Below are 16,921 nucleotides of genomic sequence, written 5' to 3'. Positions count from 1 at the left end.
GCCTCAGGCGATGCGGTTGGTGGTTTCAGGATCGAAATAGCATACCCCTGTCGTGTCAAGGCTCAGGGGCACTGCGTCACCGACCCCGATCCGCGCGCGCCCCGGCAGGCGGGTGATCAAATGCTTTCCACCTAGCGCGAACGTGACGAATGTATCGGACCCGGCATTCTCAACGACTTCCGCCGTAAGGGTCACGTCGGCCTCGCCCGGTTGGGCAATAGCAAAAGCCTCTGGCCGTAGACCGGCGACCAGGCGCCTCTTGCCCCCGGACGCAAGCGCGGCTGGCGCGCTGTGTGCCATGAAGGATTTGGCTTGCTCGCCCGAACCGAAGCTCAGTCGCGTGTCCGAGCCGGTCACCTCCACTTCGGCGTCGAGCAAATTCATCGGTGGAGACCCCATGAAGTCGGCGACGAACAGATTGGCCGGCGCTTCGTAAATTTCGGCAGGTGTGCCGAACTGCTGGATGATGCCATCCTTGAGCACAACGATCCTTGTGCCCAGCGTCATCGCCTCGATCTGATCGTGCGTGACATAAACGATCGAGGCATTGAGCCGCGTGTGCAGACCCTTGATCTCAGCCCGCATTTCGACGCGCAGTTTGGCGTCGAGGTTCGATAGCGGTTCGTCGAACAAAAACAATGCCGGCTCGCGGACCAACGCGCGGCCCATGGCGACCCGCTGGCGCTGGCCACCCGACAAATGCGCTGGCTTGCGATCAAGCAGATGCTCGATCTGCAACAGCTTTGCAACGTCGGCGATCTTTTTGGACTGAACGTCCTTGTCCACCTTGCGGATCTTCATGCCGAACGCGATGTTTTCCGCAACGCTCATCGTGGGATAGAGCGCGTAGGACTGGAACACCATGGCAATGTCGCGATCGCGCGGCGGCACATGGGTGACATCCCGCCCGGCGATTTCGATCGTCCCGCCCGACGTATCCTCAAGCCCTGCAATGCAGTTGAGCAGCGTGGATTTTCCGCATCCCGACGGGCCTACGAGAACCAGAAAATCGCCCGGCACCATGTCGATCGAAATCGATTTAAGCACTTCGACAGTGCCGTAATTCTTGGTCAGGTCGGTGATGGCCAGCACCGGTTCTTGGGCCTCGATGCGCGGGGCAGGGTTCACCATGCTTGTCCTCCCGTTTCCGGCGCCGCTCCCGTGGAGTTGCGCACGATAAGATCGACCGGTGCCGTCCTTTGCAGGCTTTTGGGCTCGGCGCCGTCGATGCGTTGATGGATCATGTCGGCCAGCGCAAAGCCCGCATCGCGGATCGGCGCGCGCGTTACTGTGAGCGGCGTCGAAAAGTGCTCTGCTCGTAGATGCGGCAGCACGTCGTCATGGGCGATGATCGAGATGTCTTTCCCGATCTCCAGCCCTGCTTCCCCCGCGGCCCGCATCACCCCAATGGTAATCAGAGTCGACGAGCACAGGAACGCCGTCGGCGGCAATCCATGCAGGCCCGACAGCCATTGGGATGCCTGATGATATCCGGTGTCCTCACTCATTTCCGAATGAGACACGAACTGCGCCGGAATGTGGATGCCATTGGCGGCCAGGGTCGTGCGGAATGCGGCCTCACGCTGTACGGCGAAGGCCTGCCCGCTCGAGCCGTTGAGAAAGGCGATACGCCGGTGCCCCAGCGCGACCAGCAATTCGGTCGCCCGCGTAAAGGCACCATGATTGTCGATGTCGTAAAACCCATGGTCGACGTCGTCACCGACCCGGCCATGCACGACGAACGGAAAGCCCTGCTGTGTCAGCATCGCGATGCGCGGATCGTCGATTTCGGGCGCGGACACAATGACCCCGTCGACCGATCCCGATGCGATCAGGCGCTCGTAGGAATTGAGCTGCGCACCCGGAGCGGCGTGGCGCAGCAGCAGGTCCAATTCACGCTCCGCCAGCCCCATCGAGAGCCCGGCGAGATATTCGAGGAAATGCGGATCGACCATCAGATTGTGCGCGGCACGAAAGATGATTCCCACCATCCCGGACTTGCCGGTGGCCAATTTCTTGGCTGTGGAATTTGGGCGGTAATGGAGTTGCTCGGCGGCGGCGATCACTCGCAGGCGGGTCTTTTCCCCGACCTCTGGAAACCCATTCAGCGCACGGCTGACCGTGGCGGGGGACAGCCCGAGATGAATGGCAAGCTCTCGCAAAGTCGTCACCCGAGCCTCCCTCTCAAGCGCCTGCAGTCGCACGGATCGCGCAGATGTTTGAAACTTTAAACCGGTTTGAATATCGCCTGTCAACGCCACGATGGAGATAGGTCAACACTTCTCACCCATCCGGCAACTTTCAACTCCGGTGGGTTGACAGAAAAATTAAACCGGTTTGAATATTCCACCAACGCCGATGGCTTCCTGCCGCGGTGCGATAGAAAATGTTCGGGAGGTCTTTGATGTCGGAATGGTGGCGTGGCGGAGTTATCTATCAGGTTTACCCCCGCTCCTTTCAGGACAGCAATGGCGACGGCATCGGTGATCTGCGCGGCATCCTCGGGCGGCTTGAGCACATTGCCGGCCTGGGCGTTGACGCCGTCTGGCTATCGCCGATCTTTCCCTCGCCCATGGCCGACATGGGCTATGACGTTTCGAACTATACCGACATCGATCCGCTGTTCGGCTCGCTCGCCGATTTCGACGCGCTGATCGAAAAGGCCCACGATCTAGGCCTGAAAGTCATCATCGATCAGGTACTCAGCCACACCTCCGACAAGCATCCCTGGTTTGTCGAATCCAAGTCCTCGCGCACCAATCCTCGCTCGGATTGGTATGTCTGGGCCGATCCGGAAGAAGACGGCACACCGCCCAACAACTGGCCATCGGTGTTTGGCGGTCCGGCCTGGGAATGGAATGGCACGCGGCGGCAGTATTACCTGCACAATTTTCTGATTTCCCAGCCCGATCTCAACTTCCACAATCCCGACGTGCAGGATGCGGTTCTCGCCGCCATGCGCTTCTGGCTCGAGCGCGGGGTCGACGGCTTCCGCTTCGATACGGTCAATTACTATTTTCACGATGAGCAATTGCGCGACAATCCGCCGGCGCCACGCGAAAAGGAAACGCCGCTCGAAGTCGATCCCTATGGCATGCAGTTCCATGAGTTCTCCAAGAACCGGCCGGAGAACATCGCCTTCCTCAAGCGCGTCCGTGCGCTGCTCGATGAGTTTCCCGGCACCACTACGGTGGGCGAAGTGGGCGAGGCCCATCGCCCCATCGAGATCATGGCCCAATACACGTCGGGCGATGACATGCTGCACATGTGCTATTCATTTGCCATGCTGGGTCCGGAATTCTCGCCCGGCCACTTCCGCTCCAAGATCGAAAATTTCTTCAAGGGCGCGCCTGATGGCTGGCCCTGCTGGAGCTTTTCCAATCACGACGTGGTCCGGCATCTGACCCGCTGGGAGGGGCATGCGGTAACGCCCGATGCCCTGGCGCGCCTCGCCATTGCCATGCAACTGACCTTCAAGGGCTCGGTCTGCCTCTATCAGGGCGAGGAACTGGGTCTGGCGGAAACCGAACTTGAGTATTCCGAACTCACCGATCCTCCGGGCCTTCGGTTCTGGCCCGAAAACAAGGGTCGCGACGGGTGCCGCACGCCCATGCCCTGGACCGAGGAGGACCATGGCGGCTTTTCCGACGTCAAGCCGTGGCTTCCCGTCAAGGCGCCCCAGCGCAAGCGCAACGTTGCCGCTCTTGAAGCCGATCCGGCCTCGATCCTGCACTATTATCGCGAATTTCTCGGCTATCGGCGCGGTAATCCGGCGCTGGTCGGCGGCGAGATCACTTTTTACGACGTCGATAAGCCTGTCCTGGCTTTTGCCCGCCACAGCGGGCAGACGGCGCTTGTCTGCGTCTTCAATCTTTCGGCGAAACCGAGAACCCTCGATCTGTCGGGCCTGCCCGCTCTTGCCACGCTTGCGTCGGTGTCGGGCCGCGCGGCGCTTGATGGTGGGACGCTGGAGCTCGAAGGTAACGGCTTTGCCATCATCGAATGCGGAGCGGGGTTCGATCCCGCCGCTGTATCGCTCACCCTCGTTTAAGGCTGAGCTTGCGTAACGTCGGCGCCGCGTAAGCGCCGACATCGTGTCAGGGAGGACACTATGAAAAACAAGGCATTCAGCCTTGCCGGCGCACTTGTCGTGCTGGCAGCATCCACCTCACTTACTCTAGCCTTTGAGGATGGCGCTATCGTCATCTGGCAGGATGACCGCGCCCCCGATCTGTTGACCGAAATCGGCGCCCAGTTCGAAGAAGACCTCGGCATTCGCGTCATCGTCGAAAACGTCGATCCGCTCACCGACCGCTTCCAGCAGGCTGCGGCCACGGGCGATGGGCCCGATATCGTCATGTGGGCACATGACCGCTTCGGCGAATGGGCTGCAGGCGGTCTGCTGTCGCCGGTCACGCCGAGCGCTGCGGTCGTTGAAGGCATCCTGCCCAGCGCCATGGAAGCCGTGACGTTCGATGGCAGCGTCTGGGGTTATCCCGTCGCCGTCGAAGCCATCGGGCTCGTCTATAACCGCGACCTCGTCGATACGCCCCCCGAGAGCTTCGAAGAGATCATGGATATGGAGTTCGACGAGGGCATCACGCCCATTATGTGGGCCTATAACGACACCTATTTCACCTTCCCCATGCTGGCGGCCAATGGGGGCTATTCCTTCCAGATGGTCGACGGTGCCTATGACGGGTCCGACACCGGCGTAAACACCGAAGGCGCCATTCAGGGCGGGCAGGTTCTGGCCGATCTCATCGAAAGCGGCACCATGCCGGCAGGCGTCGATTACGGCGTTATGGATGGTGCGTTTGCCAATGGCGAAGTGGCGATGATCATCAACGGCCCGTGGTCGTGGGGCGCCTATCAGGACGCCGGGGTCGACGTCGGCGTGGCGGCACTGCCGAGCGTTGCCGGTTCGCCCTCAAAGCCGTTCCTCGGCGTTCAGGCTCTGGCGCTCAATGCCGCCTCGCCCAATCAGGATCTGGCCGTCGAGTTCATCGAGAACTACCTTCTGACCGACGAAAACATCCAGCTCTGGAATTCGACCGGTGCCCTCGGCGTCCCCACCGATATCTCGGTCGGTGCAGCCGAAGACGACGACAAGATCGTCCAGACACTGGCCAATGCCGAAGTGGGCGTCCCCATGCCGTCCAACCCGGAAATGGGTGCGTTCTGGTCCGCCATGGAGCCGGCCCTGAGCAACATCACCACCGGTGCGACATCGGTGGAACAGGCGCTTAACGACGCTGCGTCCCGCATTCTGGGCGAACAGTAAGATCTGAAAAGGGGCGGCGGTCCAAATACCACGGACCAGCTGCCCTTTTTCTCCATCAGCGGGAGGAGGCCGTCATGACGGTTGCGATGGAGGCTCAACTGGGCGCGCGTGGTCCGGCGTGGCGTGACGTCGCGACAAAGGTCGTGCTGGCGCTCGCGTCGCTCGGCATCTTGTTCATCGCGTGGATCATGTATGGCGTCGGGCAGGCGCTGTTCGGCGCATGCCTTGTGATGCTCGCTCTGGCCTTTTTCGTCATCTATGGCTTTCGCCGCTATTATTTCGCCCGCTTCATCTTTCCCGGCGCCGCTGCGGTGCTGCTGTTCGTCGCTTTCCCGGTGATCTATACGATCTATCTGGGCTTTACGAACTACTCGTCCTTCAACCTGTTGACCTTCGAGCGCGCGCAGGAAGTGTTGCTCTCGAGCCGGGTTATCGACGAAGATAGCCGCCGCCCCTTCGCGCTTGTCGGAGAGGGCGACGAGTATCGGGTCTTCCTCCCCGAAGGCGAGGGCGGGTTTCTCTCCGATCCGTTCCCGCTCGATGGCGAGCCAATCAGCGTTTCGGCTGCCGCAGTGGATGCGCCGCCTGCCGCAACCCTTGAAATGCGCGACGTGGTTGCCCTGCGCGATCCGCTGTCGCGGGTCGATGTGACCTTGCCCAATGAGATGGTCCTGCGGGCGTCCGGCCTGCGCGAATTCGCGTTCGTGGAGCCGGTGTTCCAGGAGATCGAGGATGGTCGGCTGGAAAACGTCCAGACCGGTGCCATTCTGACGCCGAACCAGAACGTCGGCTTTTACCAGACCGCAGAGGGAACCAACGTCACCCCCGGCTGGCGCGTCTTCATCGGCAGCGGCAATTTCGAGCGCATAGCCCAGTCCCAGGGCATTCGCGGGCCGCTGGTCGGCATCTTTATCTGGACGATAACCTTCGCGGTTGCCTCGACGGTGCTGTGCTTCGCCGTCGGCCTCCTGCTCGCCACCATCCTGCAATGGGAGCACATGCGCTTTCGCGCGCTCTATCGTATTCTTTTGATCCTGCCCTATGCTGTGCCGGGGTTCATTTCGATCCTCGTCTTCCGGGGCCTGTTCAACCAGAATTTCGGTGAGATCAACCTGATCCTCAGTGCGGTCTTCGGCATAAGGCCGTCATGGTTCACCGATCCGTTTCTGGCGCGCGCCATGTTGCTCATGGTCAATGTCTGGCTCGGCTATCCCTATATGATGCTGCTCGCCATGGGCTTTTTGCAGTCGGTGCCGCAGGAGCAGAAGAAGGCCGCCATCCTCGAAGGCGCCGGCGCGCTCCGCGTGTTCTTCACCATCACCCTGCCGCAAATTTTGCCGCCCTTTCTGCCTCTGCTACTGGCGACCTTTGCGTTCAATTTCAACAATATCGTCCTGATCCTTCTCCTGACCACGGGTGGGCCCGATATTCCCGGCACGGTCATCCCTGCGGGCCAGACCGACATCCTGGGCTCATTTACCTTCCGGATCGCGTTCATGGATTCAGGACAGCAATTCGGGCTCGCCGGCGCCATAACGCTGATCATTTTCCTCGTGGTGTCAGCAATCGCCTACGCGAACTTCGTCGCCTTGCGCCGCACCGCGCAGAAAGGGTGAGATCATGATCGTCGAAAACAAGCGAAGCCTGCTCGTCAAGAAGATCGCTGCGCACACCTTCCTGCTCGCGTTCCTCGCGGTAATCATGTTTCCCTTCCTGATGGTGGTGTCGATCTCGTTCCGCGAGGGCAATTTTTCAGTCGGCACGCTGATCCCGCAAAACCCGACGCTCGAGCACTGGTATCTGGCCTTCGGACTGGAATACACGCGCGCCAACGGCACCGTGGTCCAGCCGCCATACCCGGTCCTGCTCTGGATGTGGAATTCGATAAAGCTCGGGGTAATATCGGCTGCCGGCGCCTTGGCCATCGCCACCATCTCCGCCTACGCGCTCAGCCGCATCCAGTTCCGCGGCCGCATGGCGTTCCTCGATTCTCTGCTCATAATCCAGATGTTTCCGACCACCCTCGCGCTGGTCGCTCTGTTTGCGATCTTCGATACCATGGGTGACATCTCACCCATTATCGGCATCGACAGCCACGTCTCGCTGATCCTCGTCTATCTCTCCGGGGTGATGATGCACATCTGGACGATCAAGGGCTATTTCGACTCCATCGATCCGGCGTTGGATAAGGCGGCAGCCATCGATGGTGCTACGCCATGGCAAACCTTCCGGTTCGTCTTCCTGCCGCTGGCTGTGCCGATCATGTCGGTGGTTTTCGTTCTGGTCTTCATCGGGGTCGTCAATGACTACCCGATCGCCTCGATCCTCCTGCGCAGCGAAGAAAACATGACGCTGGCCACCGGGTCGCGGTTCTATCTGAGCCAGTTCGAATATCGATGGGGCGACTTTGCCGCCGCCGCGATCTTGTCTGGCGTGCCGATTACCATCGTGTTCCTGATCGCCCAGCGTTATCTGGTGTCGGGGCTCTCGGAAGGCTCGGTCAAGGGCTGAGGCTTGCCCTGGACCAGCATCACCACCAACGGAATGGCAAAGGTCAGCATCAAAAGGCGCGCGACGTGATGCGCTGCAATGAACGCAGTGTCATAGCCCAGCGCAATACCGAGCGCGCCCATGGGTTCGAGCCCTCCCGGTGACAGCCCGAGCCAGATTTGCCCGATCGGCATCGAAACGAAAACGCTGACGCCCAGTGCAAAAAGCGTGGTGATCGCGATGGTGATGACCGTCGCGACGGTGCCACCAAACGCCGCCTGCATGAATTCCGCGCGGGTGATGCCTGCGAACCGCGATCCGATCAGCGCACCCATGCCGATGAAGGTCAGATCGACCAGAAGCGGGGGCAGGGCGCCCGGAAAATTGCCCGTCAGCTTCATAACCGTTGCAAACGCCATCGATCCCAAGACATAGGCCGCCGGCACCTTCAGCCTTTGAAACGCCCAACCCGTCAGCGCGCATCCTACCGTAACCATGGCGAGGGTCGTCAAATCCATCATTTCCGACCCGGCTCCGTCGTAGGTGCCGACGGGCAGGAACAGAGCGCCGATGGGCGCAAACAGTGTGAGAAACATAACCCGCTGCACCTGGATTATGACGATCTGGCGCGGATTGCCAACGCCGGTCGTGGCGAGCGCCATGATGAACGAAAGATGCCCGGGAAACGAGCTGAGATAAGCGGTCCCAGTGTCGAACTTAAAGACTCGCCGTAGCACCAGCCCGCAAGCAAATACGATCACCACGAGCTCGAGCGCCAGAGCGATTAAGGTGATCGGCCACTGTCCGATCAACTGTAGCGTGTCTGGTGCAACGCTTGCGCCCATCGAGAGGCCAACGCCGACAAAGAGCACATTGCGAAAGCTGTCGGGCGCCGCAGCGGGCAGTCCCGCCAATGCCGCGATGGAAACGGCAAGGGCGCCGCCCATCAGCATGCCGCCCGGTATGGACAGAAGATCCATCGCCACGGCGCCGATGGCGGCAATGATGAGCGTGGCAGCGACGATCAGCGCTCTGTTCATGCAGGCGCTCCCTTAGCGTGCGGCCAGTGCCTTTTCCGCCACCCGCACCCAATAGCTCACGCCGTAGGGAATGGACTCGTCGTTGAAATCATAGGTGTCGGTATGCAGGTCCGAACTCGTGCCATTCCCAAGGAAGATATACGAGCCAGGTCTCGCATTGAGCATATAGGCGAAGTCCTCGCCGCCCATCGTGGGGTCGACATTGTCGTTGACCCGATCCTCGCCGACGATCTCGCGCGCCACTTCGGCGGCAAACCGTGTCTGCTCGCCGGCATTCACCGTAACCGGATAGCCGCGCATATAGGTGACGTTGGCCGTCGCACCGAACGCAAGCGCGAGCTGCGGTGCCAGCCGCTTGATGCCCTCTTCCATCTGCGTGCGGACGTCTTCGTCCAGCGTGCGCACTGTCCCGGTAAGGCGTGCGGTGCGCGCGATGACGTTGTAGGCCGTCCCGGCATTGACCGTCGTAACCGAAAGCACCGCCGAGCGGATCGGGTCGACATTGCGCGAGACGAGCGTCTGTAATCCCGTAATGATGTGAGCCGCAACGATCACCGGATCGACGGCAAGATGAGGCATCGCCGCGTGACCGCCATGCCCCTCGATATCGATGGCGAACTGGTCGGTGCCCGCCATGATGCCGCCCTCGCGAATGGCAAATTCACCCAGCGCGATTCCCGGCATATTGTGCATCCCGAACACTTCGGAAATGCCGAAACGCTCCATCAGCCCATCCTCGACCATGGCGCGGCCGCCGCCACCGCCCTCTTCGGCCGGCTGGAAAATGACGACGACGGTGCCATCGAAATTGCGTGTTTCGGCGAGATAGCGCGCCGCGCCCAAAAGCATCGCTGTATGTCCGTCATGCCCGCAGGCGTGCATCTTGCCATCGACCTTTGAGGCATATGGCTTGTCCGTCCGCTCGGTGATCGGCAGCGCGTCCATATCCGCGCGCAATCCAACGACCTTGCCCGAAGTCCCCTTGCCGCGAATGACCCCGACCACGCCGGTCTTGCCCAGCCCGGTCACCACTTCGTCCACCCCGAACGCCTTGAGCTGGTCGGTGACGAACGCTGCTGTCTGGAACACATCATAGAGAAGTTCGGGATTGGAATGCAGCTCGCGGCGCCACGCTGTGATGTCGGCGTGGAAGTCGGCTACGCGATTGATGATGGGCATAAGGAAACCTGAGGGTACGCGAAAGGAACAATCTCTGCGCCGGGGCGACATTCGTCAACGTCTCTTGTGAGACAGAACGACAGAGGCTATGCCCGACATACCCGTTCGGAAGCCGCAATGCCAGAGCACGCCCAGCAAAACGAAAAGATCGCAATCGACTTCGTGGGCGGCGCCGTGGGTTTCCGGTTTCGGTCAGGCGAGGGTAGGGGGCAACCGCTTCCGCGCGCCTGCGGCATGGCAAAAGGCGCATCGCCCGATATCGTCGATGCCACCGCTGGGATGGGCCGCGACGCCTTTTTTCTCGCATCTTTGGGCGCCCGCGTGACGCTCATCGAGCGCAGTCCCGAGGTGCATGCCGCCCTTGAGGACGCCATCGCGCGGGCGCGTGATCACGACGAAATCTTCGCCGCCATCATGGCCCGCATGACCCTCATCCACGGCGATTCGATCGCCATCCTGCCGACGCTGTCTCCCGACGTTGTCCTCGTCGATCCCATGCATCCCCCGCGCACCAAATCGGCGCTCGTCAAAAAACAGATGCGCGATCTGCGCGACATCGTCGGCGCGGACCCCGATTCCCGCCAATTGATGGAAACAGCCATCGCCGTCGCGAAAAACCGCGCGGTCCTCAAATGGCCCCTCCGCGCCGCCGCCATGGACGGCCTGCGCAAACCCAGCCACCAGATCTTGGGCAAGACGACGCGCTACGATGTTTTCGTAACCACCTGAATTTCAACCATTGGCCATTCGTCGCCATTGCAAACCCGCCCATGGCCTCTATAAAGGCCGCGCGCCTTACCTTTTTTCCAATCTGGAAGCGAAAATGTTCGAGACTCTCTCCAAGGCTCCCCAGGACAAGATCTTCGCGCTGATGGCCGAAATCGCCGCAGACGCGCGCCCCAACAAGATCGACCTCGGCATCGGCGTCTATAAGGACGACGCGGGCAACACTCCCATCATGTCGGCCGTCAAAAAAGCCGAAGAGCGCATTTTCGCAACCGCCAAGACCAAGACCTATGTTGGCGTCGCCGGCAACAAGGGTTTCGCTTCTGCCATGGTCAAGCTCGCCCTGGGCGACAGCGTGCCGCTCGACCGCGTGCGCGCCGCTCAGGCACCCGGTGGTACGGGCGCCCTGTGGGTCCTGCTGACGCTGCTGAAGCGCGCCAAGCCCGACGCGACACTCTGGATTTCCGATCCCTCCTGGCCCAACCACAAGCCCATGGCCGAACAGGCCGGCTTCAAGGTCGCCGCCTATCCCTACTTCGATCCGGCCACCGGTACCGTGCGGTTCGATGACATGCTGGCTGCCCTCGACAAGATGGGCCCGAGCGATATCGTCCTGCTCCACGGCTGCTGCCACAACCCGACCGGCGCCAATCTCACCGAAGATCAGTGGGACCAGGTCGTCGCCTCGATGAAAAAGACCGGCGCCTTCCCGCTCGTCGACATGGCCTATCAGGGTTTCGGCGACGGGCTCGATGAGGACGCCTATGGCCTGCGCGCGGTCGCTGCCCAGATCGATGAATTCGTCTGCGCCACCTCGTGCTCGAAAAATTTCGGTATCTACCGCGAACGCGTCGGCTGCTCGATTATCGTGGCCAAGGATCCGGCCCAGGCCGATATCGCCAATTCCCAGATGCTCAACGTCATCCGCGGCGCCTATTCCCAGCCGCCCGATCATGGTGCCGAAATCGTCCGCATCATCCTCGAAGACGACGCGCTGCGCGCTGAATGGAAGGCCGAGCTCGAAGCCATGCGCACCCGCATGATCGAAAACCGCAAGGCGTTGGCCGATGCGATCCGCACCCGGTCCAACAGCTCCGATTTCGATTTCGTCGCCGAGCACCGCGGCATGTTTTCGCTGCTCGGGCTCGATCTCGAAACGATCACCCGTTTAAAATCTGAAAATGCTGTCTATATGTTAGATGACAGCCGCATCAACATCGCCGGCTTGGCCGATGAGCGCATTCAGCGCCTCGCCGATGCCATCGTTGGGGCCACCCGGTAACCTCTAAACTGCCGGAAGTGCTTGCGGCCCATCCGTTCCATGCTACACCTTGGTCATTAGACTAAAGTATGATCCCAAAGGGGGAGAAAATGAAGTTTTTCGTCGACACCGCCGACATCGGCGACATCCGTGAACTGCACGATGCCGGTCTTTTGGACGGCGTGACCACCAACCCCTCGCTGATTGCGAAATCGGGCCGCGACTTCAAGGAAGTGGTCAAGGAAATCTGCGATCTCCTGCCCGGTCTGCCCGTGTCCGCCGAAGTTGCCGCCATCGACTACGATGGCATGATGGCTGAAGCCGAAGTGCTCGGCGCCATCGCCGACAACGTGGTTATCAAGCTCCCGCTCACGCTGGCCGGTCTCAAGGCCTGCAAGGCGCTGACCGACAAGGGCGTCAAGACCAACGTCACGCTGTGCTTTTCGGCCAATCAGGCTCTGCTGGCCGCCAAGGTCGGCGCGACCTACATCTCGCCCTTCCTCGGTCGCCTCGATGACATCAACCTCGATGGCATGCAGTTGATCTCCGATATCCGGGTGATCTACGACAATTACGACTTCGACACCCAGATCCTGGCAGCATCGATCCGCTCGGCCAACCATGTCTCCGACGCCGCTCTGGCCGGCGCCGATGTGGCGACCATCCCGCCCGCGGTCCTGAAAAAGCTTGCCGATCATCCGCTGACCGACAAGGGCCTAGAAGCCTTCGTCAAGGATTGGAAGTCCACCGGACAGTCGATCCTCTAGGCCTCAAGGCGTGTCGGACGACGATCTCCGCAAGCAGATTACGGCTGCGCTGGGCACCATAACCGTGCCCGGCGGGTCTTCGCTTGCCGAGTTCGCCGGCCTTTCCGATGTCATCGTCACGAAAAGCGCGGTGGCGTTCGCCATCTCGGTGTCTCCGGGCATGGAAAAAGCCTTCGCGCCCGCGCGCTCGGAAGCCGAAGCTGCGGTCAGGGCCATCGCTGGCGACCGCAAGGTCATGGTGTCGTTGACCGGCGACAAGGCGCCTGCGCAGGCAGCGCCACAGACGCCCGGCCAGCGCCCCGGCCCGCCACCGAAAACACCCGTACCCGGCATCAAGCACATTATCGCAGTGGGCTCGGGAAAGGGTGGTGTCGGCAAGTCGACATGTTCAGTCAATATCGCTCTGGCGCTTGCAGGGCAGGGGCTCAAGGTCGGCATTCTCGACGCTGATCTTTATGGCCCGTCGCTCCCGAAACTCCTCGGCATCGAGGGCAAGCCGGCTATCCGCGACGACAAGATATTCAAGCCCTTCGAGGTTTTCGGCATCAAGGCCATGTCGATCGGTCCCATGCTTTCGGGCACCCAAGCCGTGGTCTGGCGCGGGCCCATGGCAACCTCCGCCCTACGTCAACTGCTGCGCGAAACCGACTGGGGTGATCTCGACGTTCTCATCGTCGACATGCCCCCGGGCACCGGCGACATCCAGATTTCGCTTGTTCAACAGGTGGTTCTGACTGGCGCGGTTATCATTTCGACGCCGCAGGACCTCGCTTTGATCGATGCGCAAAAAGCCATCGACATGTTCCGCCGCACCAATGTTGAGGTGCTGGGGCTGGTCGAGAACATGAGCTATTTCGTAGCGCCCGATACGGGCAACCGCTACGACATCTTCGGCCATGGCGGTGCCAAAACGGCGGCCGCCGCGCTCGACATCCCGTTCCTGGGAGAAATCCCCCTCGTCATGTCGATCCGCGAAGGCTCTGATGCCGGTCGACCTGCCATCGCCGCCGATCCTGATGGCGCCGAAGCTCAAGCGTTCCGGGCCCTGGTCGCTCCGCTCGTCGCGCGGATAACCGCCTGACGACCGCCTCCCACAAGCCCTGATGACAAACAGCGTCATCGCTGTTACCTTGAAATGTAACCGATTACAAAATTGGCTTTGGGCGGAGATCATCCATGTTTAGTCACAAGCGCGCCGATTTTGGCGACGGCTTTATCTTTGGCGCTGCGACGGCTGCATACCAGATCGAAGGTGGCCAGACCGATGGTCGCGGCTCGTCCATCTGGGACACCTTTGCCGGCACGCCGGGCAACGTCCACAACAACGACACCGGCAAGATCGCCTGCGATCATTACAACCGCTGGCCCGAGGACCTCGATCTCTTATCCGATGGCGGCTTTGACGCTTACCGCTTCTCGTTTGCCTGGCCGCGCCTCATCCCCGAGGGGACGGGCGCGATCAACCAGAAGGGCGTCGATTACTACGATCGCCTCATCGACGGCATGCTTGAGCGCGGCCTGAAACCCTTCGCAACGCTCTATCATTGGGACCTGCCCAGCGCCTTGCAGGACAAGGGCGGCTGGCTCAATCGCGATATCGCCAACTGGTTTGCCGACTACGCGCTGACGGTCAACAACCACTTCGGCGACCGGTTGGAGTCGATCGCCACGATCAACGAACCCTGGTGCGTGGCCTTTCTCTCGCACATGCTCGGCGTCCACGCTCCAGGCTATCGCGATCTGCGTGCTGCCGCCCGCGCATCCCACCACGTGTTGTTTGCTCACGGCACCGCCGTTAACGCGCTCCGTGCGGAAGGGGCCAAAAACCTCGGCATCGTGCTCAATTTCGAGGTGGCACAAGGCGCGACGGGCAAGCCCGAAGACATGGGTGCCGCACGCCTCTGGGACGGCATTTTCAACCGCTGGTATCTCGATGGGGTCTTCAAAGGCAAATACCCAGCCGACGTCCTTGCCCATTTCAATCAGCACATGCCCGACGACTACACCGACGACATGGCAATCGTTTCGACCCCACTCGACTGGCTGGGCGTCAATTACTACACGCGCGGCCTCTACGAGCACGCCCCTGAGCGCGGCGCGTTCCCGCTGCGCAAGGTCGAGGGCCCGTTGGAAAAGACCGATATCGGCTGGGAAATTTTCCCCGAAGGGCTCGAGGAGATCCTCACCCGCATTTCCGCCGATTACAGCACGCTCCCGCTATACGTCACCGAAAACGGCATGGCCGAAACCGAGGGCACCGACGATCCGCGCCGGGTCGCGTACTATGATTCCCACCTGGCTTCGGTTATCGCTGCCCAAAAGCGCGGTGCCGATGTGCGCGGCTATTTCGGCTGGTCGCTGCTTGATAACTACGAGTGGGCCGAAGGCTATGACAAGCGCTTCGGGCTCGTCCATGTCGACTACAAGACGCAGGCACGCACTCCGAAATCGTCCTACCGTGCTTTCCAGGCACTCCTGACCGGTGCCAACCGCTCGAAGGTTGCCTGACACCTATCCCCAACCGAGCGGCCGAACCCGCAAGCAAGACCGCGTGAGCCGCTTGGCAAGTGGGGGACTTTGTGCCACGCTTGCCCTGCCGTAAGACGTTGCCCAGCCTTCAAATCGGGCGCCGAAAACGTTTTGGTTGCCAAAACGTTTTGGAATGTCGTATGCGGCTCAATGACGCAATATTGCGCGTCTCGTGTGCTATGGGAGGACTACATGCACAAAACCCTTCTGGCCGGGGTCTCGGCCTTGGCGCTTTCCTTGACCGCCACTTCCGCGTTCGCGCAGGATATCGTGCGGGGCGAGGGCGATTTCTCTTGGGATTCGCTGGATGCGTTCGAAGCCGAATATGGCGACGTGTCGGGTGAGATCACCCTTTGGAGCCCGTGGAACAATCCCGGCGACGCTGCGCAATTCCAGGCTGTTGTCGACTTCTTCGAGGAAGCGACGGGCGTGACAGTTCAGGTCGGGTCTTCGCCGACCTACGAAGAACAGGCTCGTATCGATATTGCCGCCGGCTCACCTGCAAACATCACGATCCTGCCCCAGCCCGGCCTTCTGGCCGATTTCGCTGAACAGGGCGCGCTGACTGATCTGGGTGCCGAAGCCACCGATTGGCTCGAAAACAATTACGCCGCTGGCGAGTCCTGGGCTGCTCTGGGCCAGTTCGCAGGTGAAGATGGGGAAGTCCGCCAATACGCGTTCCCCTTCAAGCTCGAAGTCAAATCGCTGGTCTGGTACTCGCCGGACAATTTCGACGAGATGGGCTATGAAATCCCCGAAACCATGGAAGCTCTGTTGGAGCTCCAGGAACAGATCAAGGCAGATGGCGGTACGCCGTGGTGCATCGGTCTTGAATCGGGCGGCGCGACAGGCTGGCCGGCAACTGACTGGATCGAAGACATCATGCTGCGGACCCAGTCGCCCGAAGCTTACGACCAGTGGGTGACCAACGAACTGCCGTTCAATTCGCCTGAAGTCGTCAATGCCATCGAAATCTTCGGTTCGATCGTCAAGGACGATGCCAACGTTGCTGGCGGCACCGCCGCAGTGGCGACCACCGCGTTCGGTGATAGCCCGGCCGGTCTCTTCACGATCCCGCCGCAGTGCTACCTGCATCGCCAGGCATCCTTCATTCCGTCCTTCTTCCCTGAAGGTTCGGAAGCTGGCGTCGATTACGACTTCTTCTACATGCCACCATATGAATCCGAACCCGACCTCGGTCGTCCGGTCCTCGGTTCGGGTACGCTCGTGAGCATCACGCGTGATGCCGAAGGCGCACGGGCTTTCCTTGAATACATCAAGACCCCGATTGCCCACGAAATCTGGATGGCGCAGGAAAACTCAAACTTCCTGACTGCCTATGGCGAAGCCAATCCCGACACCTACTCGTCCGATCAGCTGCGCCAGCAAGGCGAAATCCTGCTCGAAGCCACGACCTTCCGGTTCGACGGTTCCGACATGATGCCCGGTGCGATTGGTGCGGGCGCCTTCTGGTCTGGCATGGTCGATTTCGTGAACGGCCTGTCCGCTCAGGACGCTGCCGATCAGATTCAGGCCGCCTGGGACCAGCTCTAGTCACTGATCGTTTGACTTCGCCCGTGGCGGGCTTGCTCGCCACGGGCTTTTCATCAACACTCTGGTCTGACGAGCCGAAAACGGTCGTCGT

General features: G+C 60.9%; 14 protein-coding genes. 10 read left to right on the top strand and 4 right to left on the bottom strand.

What is annotated here, in order from left to right; all coding sequences use genetic code 11:
• Positions 1–3: 3 nt before the first annotated feature.
• Together BLR31_RS06395 and BLR31_RS06390 are read right to left on the bottom strand one after the other, a co-directional pair.
• Positions 4–1,131 (bottom strand): ABC transporter ATP-binding protein, encoded by a 1,128-nt coding sequence (locus BLR31_RS06395; protein ID WP_090593547.1) that lies wholly within the window; start codon positions 1,129–1,131, stop codon positions 4–6.
• The gene (locus tag BLR31_RS06390) at positions 1,125–2,171 is read right to left on the bottom strand and encodes a substrate-binding domain-containing protein (protein WP_143009325.1); all 1,047 of its coding nucleotides are present in this window, start codon (positions 2,169–2,171) and stop codon (positions 1,125–1,127) included. The genes BLR31_RS06395 and BLR31_RS06390 overlap by 7 nt, the downstream gene beginning before the upstream one ends.
• A gap of 233 nt (positions 2,172–2,404) precedes the next feature.
• Between BLR31_RS06390 and BLR31_RS06385 the strand changes: the two genes are divergently transcribed.
• The 4 genes from BLR31_RS06385 (at position 2,405) to malG (ending at position 7,795) form a co-directional block, all read left to right on the top strand.
• On the top strand, positions 2,405–4,051 hold the full coding sequence (locus BLR31_RS06385; RefSeq protein WP_090593543.1) for an alpha-glucosidase: 1,647 nt from the start codon (positions 2,405–2,407) through the stop codon (positions 4,049–4,051).
• Positions 4,052–4,111: 60 nt separating this feature from the next.
• Positions 4,112–5,284 (top strand): maltose/maltodextrin ABC transporter substrate-binding protein MalE, encoded by a 1,173-nt coding sequence (malE, locus tag BLR31_RS06380; RefSeq protein ID WP_090593541.1) that lies wholly within the window; start codon positions 4,112–4,114, stop codon positions 5,282–5,284.
• A gap of 74 nt (positions 5,285–5,358) precedes the next feature.
• A complete protein-coding gene (malF, locus tag BLR31_RS06375; RefSeq protein WP_090593539.1) occupies positions 5,359–6,900 on the top strand; it encodes a maltose ABC transporter permease MalF in 1,542 nt (513 codons plus the stop codon).
• 4 nt (positions 6,901–6,904) lie between these two features.
• On the top strand, positions 6,905–7,795 hold the full coding sequence (gene malG, locus BLR31_RS06370; protein WP_090593537.1) for a maltose ABC transporter permease MalG: 891 nt from the start codon (positions 6,905–6,907) through the stop codon (positions 7,793–7,795).
• On the opposite strand, the gene BLR31_RS06365 is transcribed toward malG, so the two are convergent.
• Together BLR31_RS06365 and BLR31_RS06360 are read right to left on the bottom strand one after the other, a co-directional pair.
• Positions 7,753–8,814 (bottom strand): AbrB family transcriptional regulator, encoded by a 1,062-nt coding sequence (locus tag BLR31_RS06365; RefSeq protein WP_090593534.1) that lies wholly within the window; start codon positions 8,812–8,814, stop codon positions 7,753–7,755. The genes malG and BLR31_RS06365 overlap by 43 nt on opposite strands.
• A gap of 12 nt (positions 8,815–8,826) precedes the next feature.
• Positions 8,827–9,993, bottom strand: a complete 1,167-nt coding sequence (locus tag BLR31_RS06360) for a M20 aminoacylase family protein (protein ID WP_090593532.1) — start codon at positions 9,991–9,993, stop codon at positions 8,827–8,829.
• A gap of 117 nt (positions 9,994–10,110) precedes the next feature.
• Here BLR31_RS06360 and BLR31_RS06355 point away from each other — a divergent pair, with 117 nt between their 5' ends.
• From BLR31_RS06355 to BLR31_RS06330, 6 genes are all read left to right on the top strand, one after another.
• Entirely contained in the window at positions 10,111–10,722 is a 612-nt protein-coding gene (locus BLR31_RS06355) for a class I SAM-dependent methyltransferase (RefSeq protein ID WP_090593530.1), read from the top strand.
• A 94-nt stretch (positions 10,723–10,816) separates the two neighbouring features.
• Positions 10,817–12,001 carry an amino acid aminotransferase gene (locus BLR31_RS06350; protein WP_090593758.1) on the top strand — a complete coding sequence of 395 codons (1,185 nt, stop codon included), beginning with the start codon at positions 10,817–10,819 and terminating at the stop codon, positions 11,999–12,001.
• Between the two features lie 89 nt (positions 12,002–12,090).
• Complete coding sequence (gene fsa / locus BLR31_RS06345) at positions 12,091–12,747, top strand: fructose-6-phosphate aldolase (RefSeq protein ID WP_090593527.1); 657 nt, start codon at positions 12,091–12,093, stop codon at positions 12,745–12,747.
• Between the two features lie 10 nt (positions 12,748–12,757).
• On the top strand, positions 12,758–13,828 hold the full coding sequence (locus BLR31_RS06340) for an Mrp/NBP35 family ATP-binding protein (RefSeq protein ID WP_090593525.1): 1,071 nt from the start codon (positions 12,758–12,760) through the stop codon (positions 13,826–13,828).
• Between the two features lie 95 nt (positions 13,829–13,923).
• The gene (locus tag BLR31_RS06335) at positions 13,924–15,255 is read left to right on the top strand and encodes a GH1 family beta-glucosidase (protein ID WP_090593523.1); all 1,332 of its coding nucleotides are present in this window, start codon (positions 13,924–13,926) and stop codon (positions 15,253–15,255) included.
• A 213-nt stretch (positions 15,256–15,468) separates the two neighbouring features.
• Positions 15,469–16,830 (top strand): ABC transporter substrate-binding protein, encoded by a 1,362-nt coding sequence (locus tag BLR31_RS06330; RefSeq protein ID WP_090593521.1) that lies wholly within the window; start codon positions 15,469–15,471, stop codon positions 16,828–16,830.
• The last annotated feature ends 91 nt before the right edge of the window (positions 16,831–16,921 follow it).

Origin of the sequence: Pelagibacterium luteolum (genome assembly GCF_900100665.1) — a bacterium.
Lineage (GTDB): Bacteria > Pseudomonadota > Alphaproteobacteria > Rhizobiales > Devosiaceae > Pelagibacterium > Pelagibacterium luteolum.
This window is presented reverse-complemented; position numbering and strand designations above follow the sequence as displayed.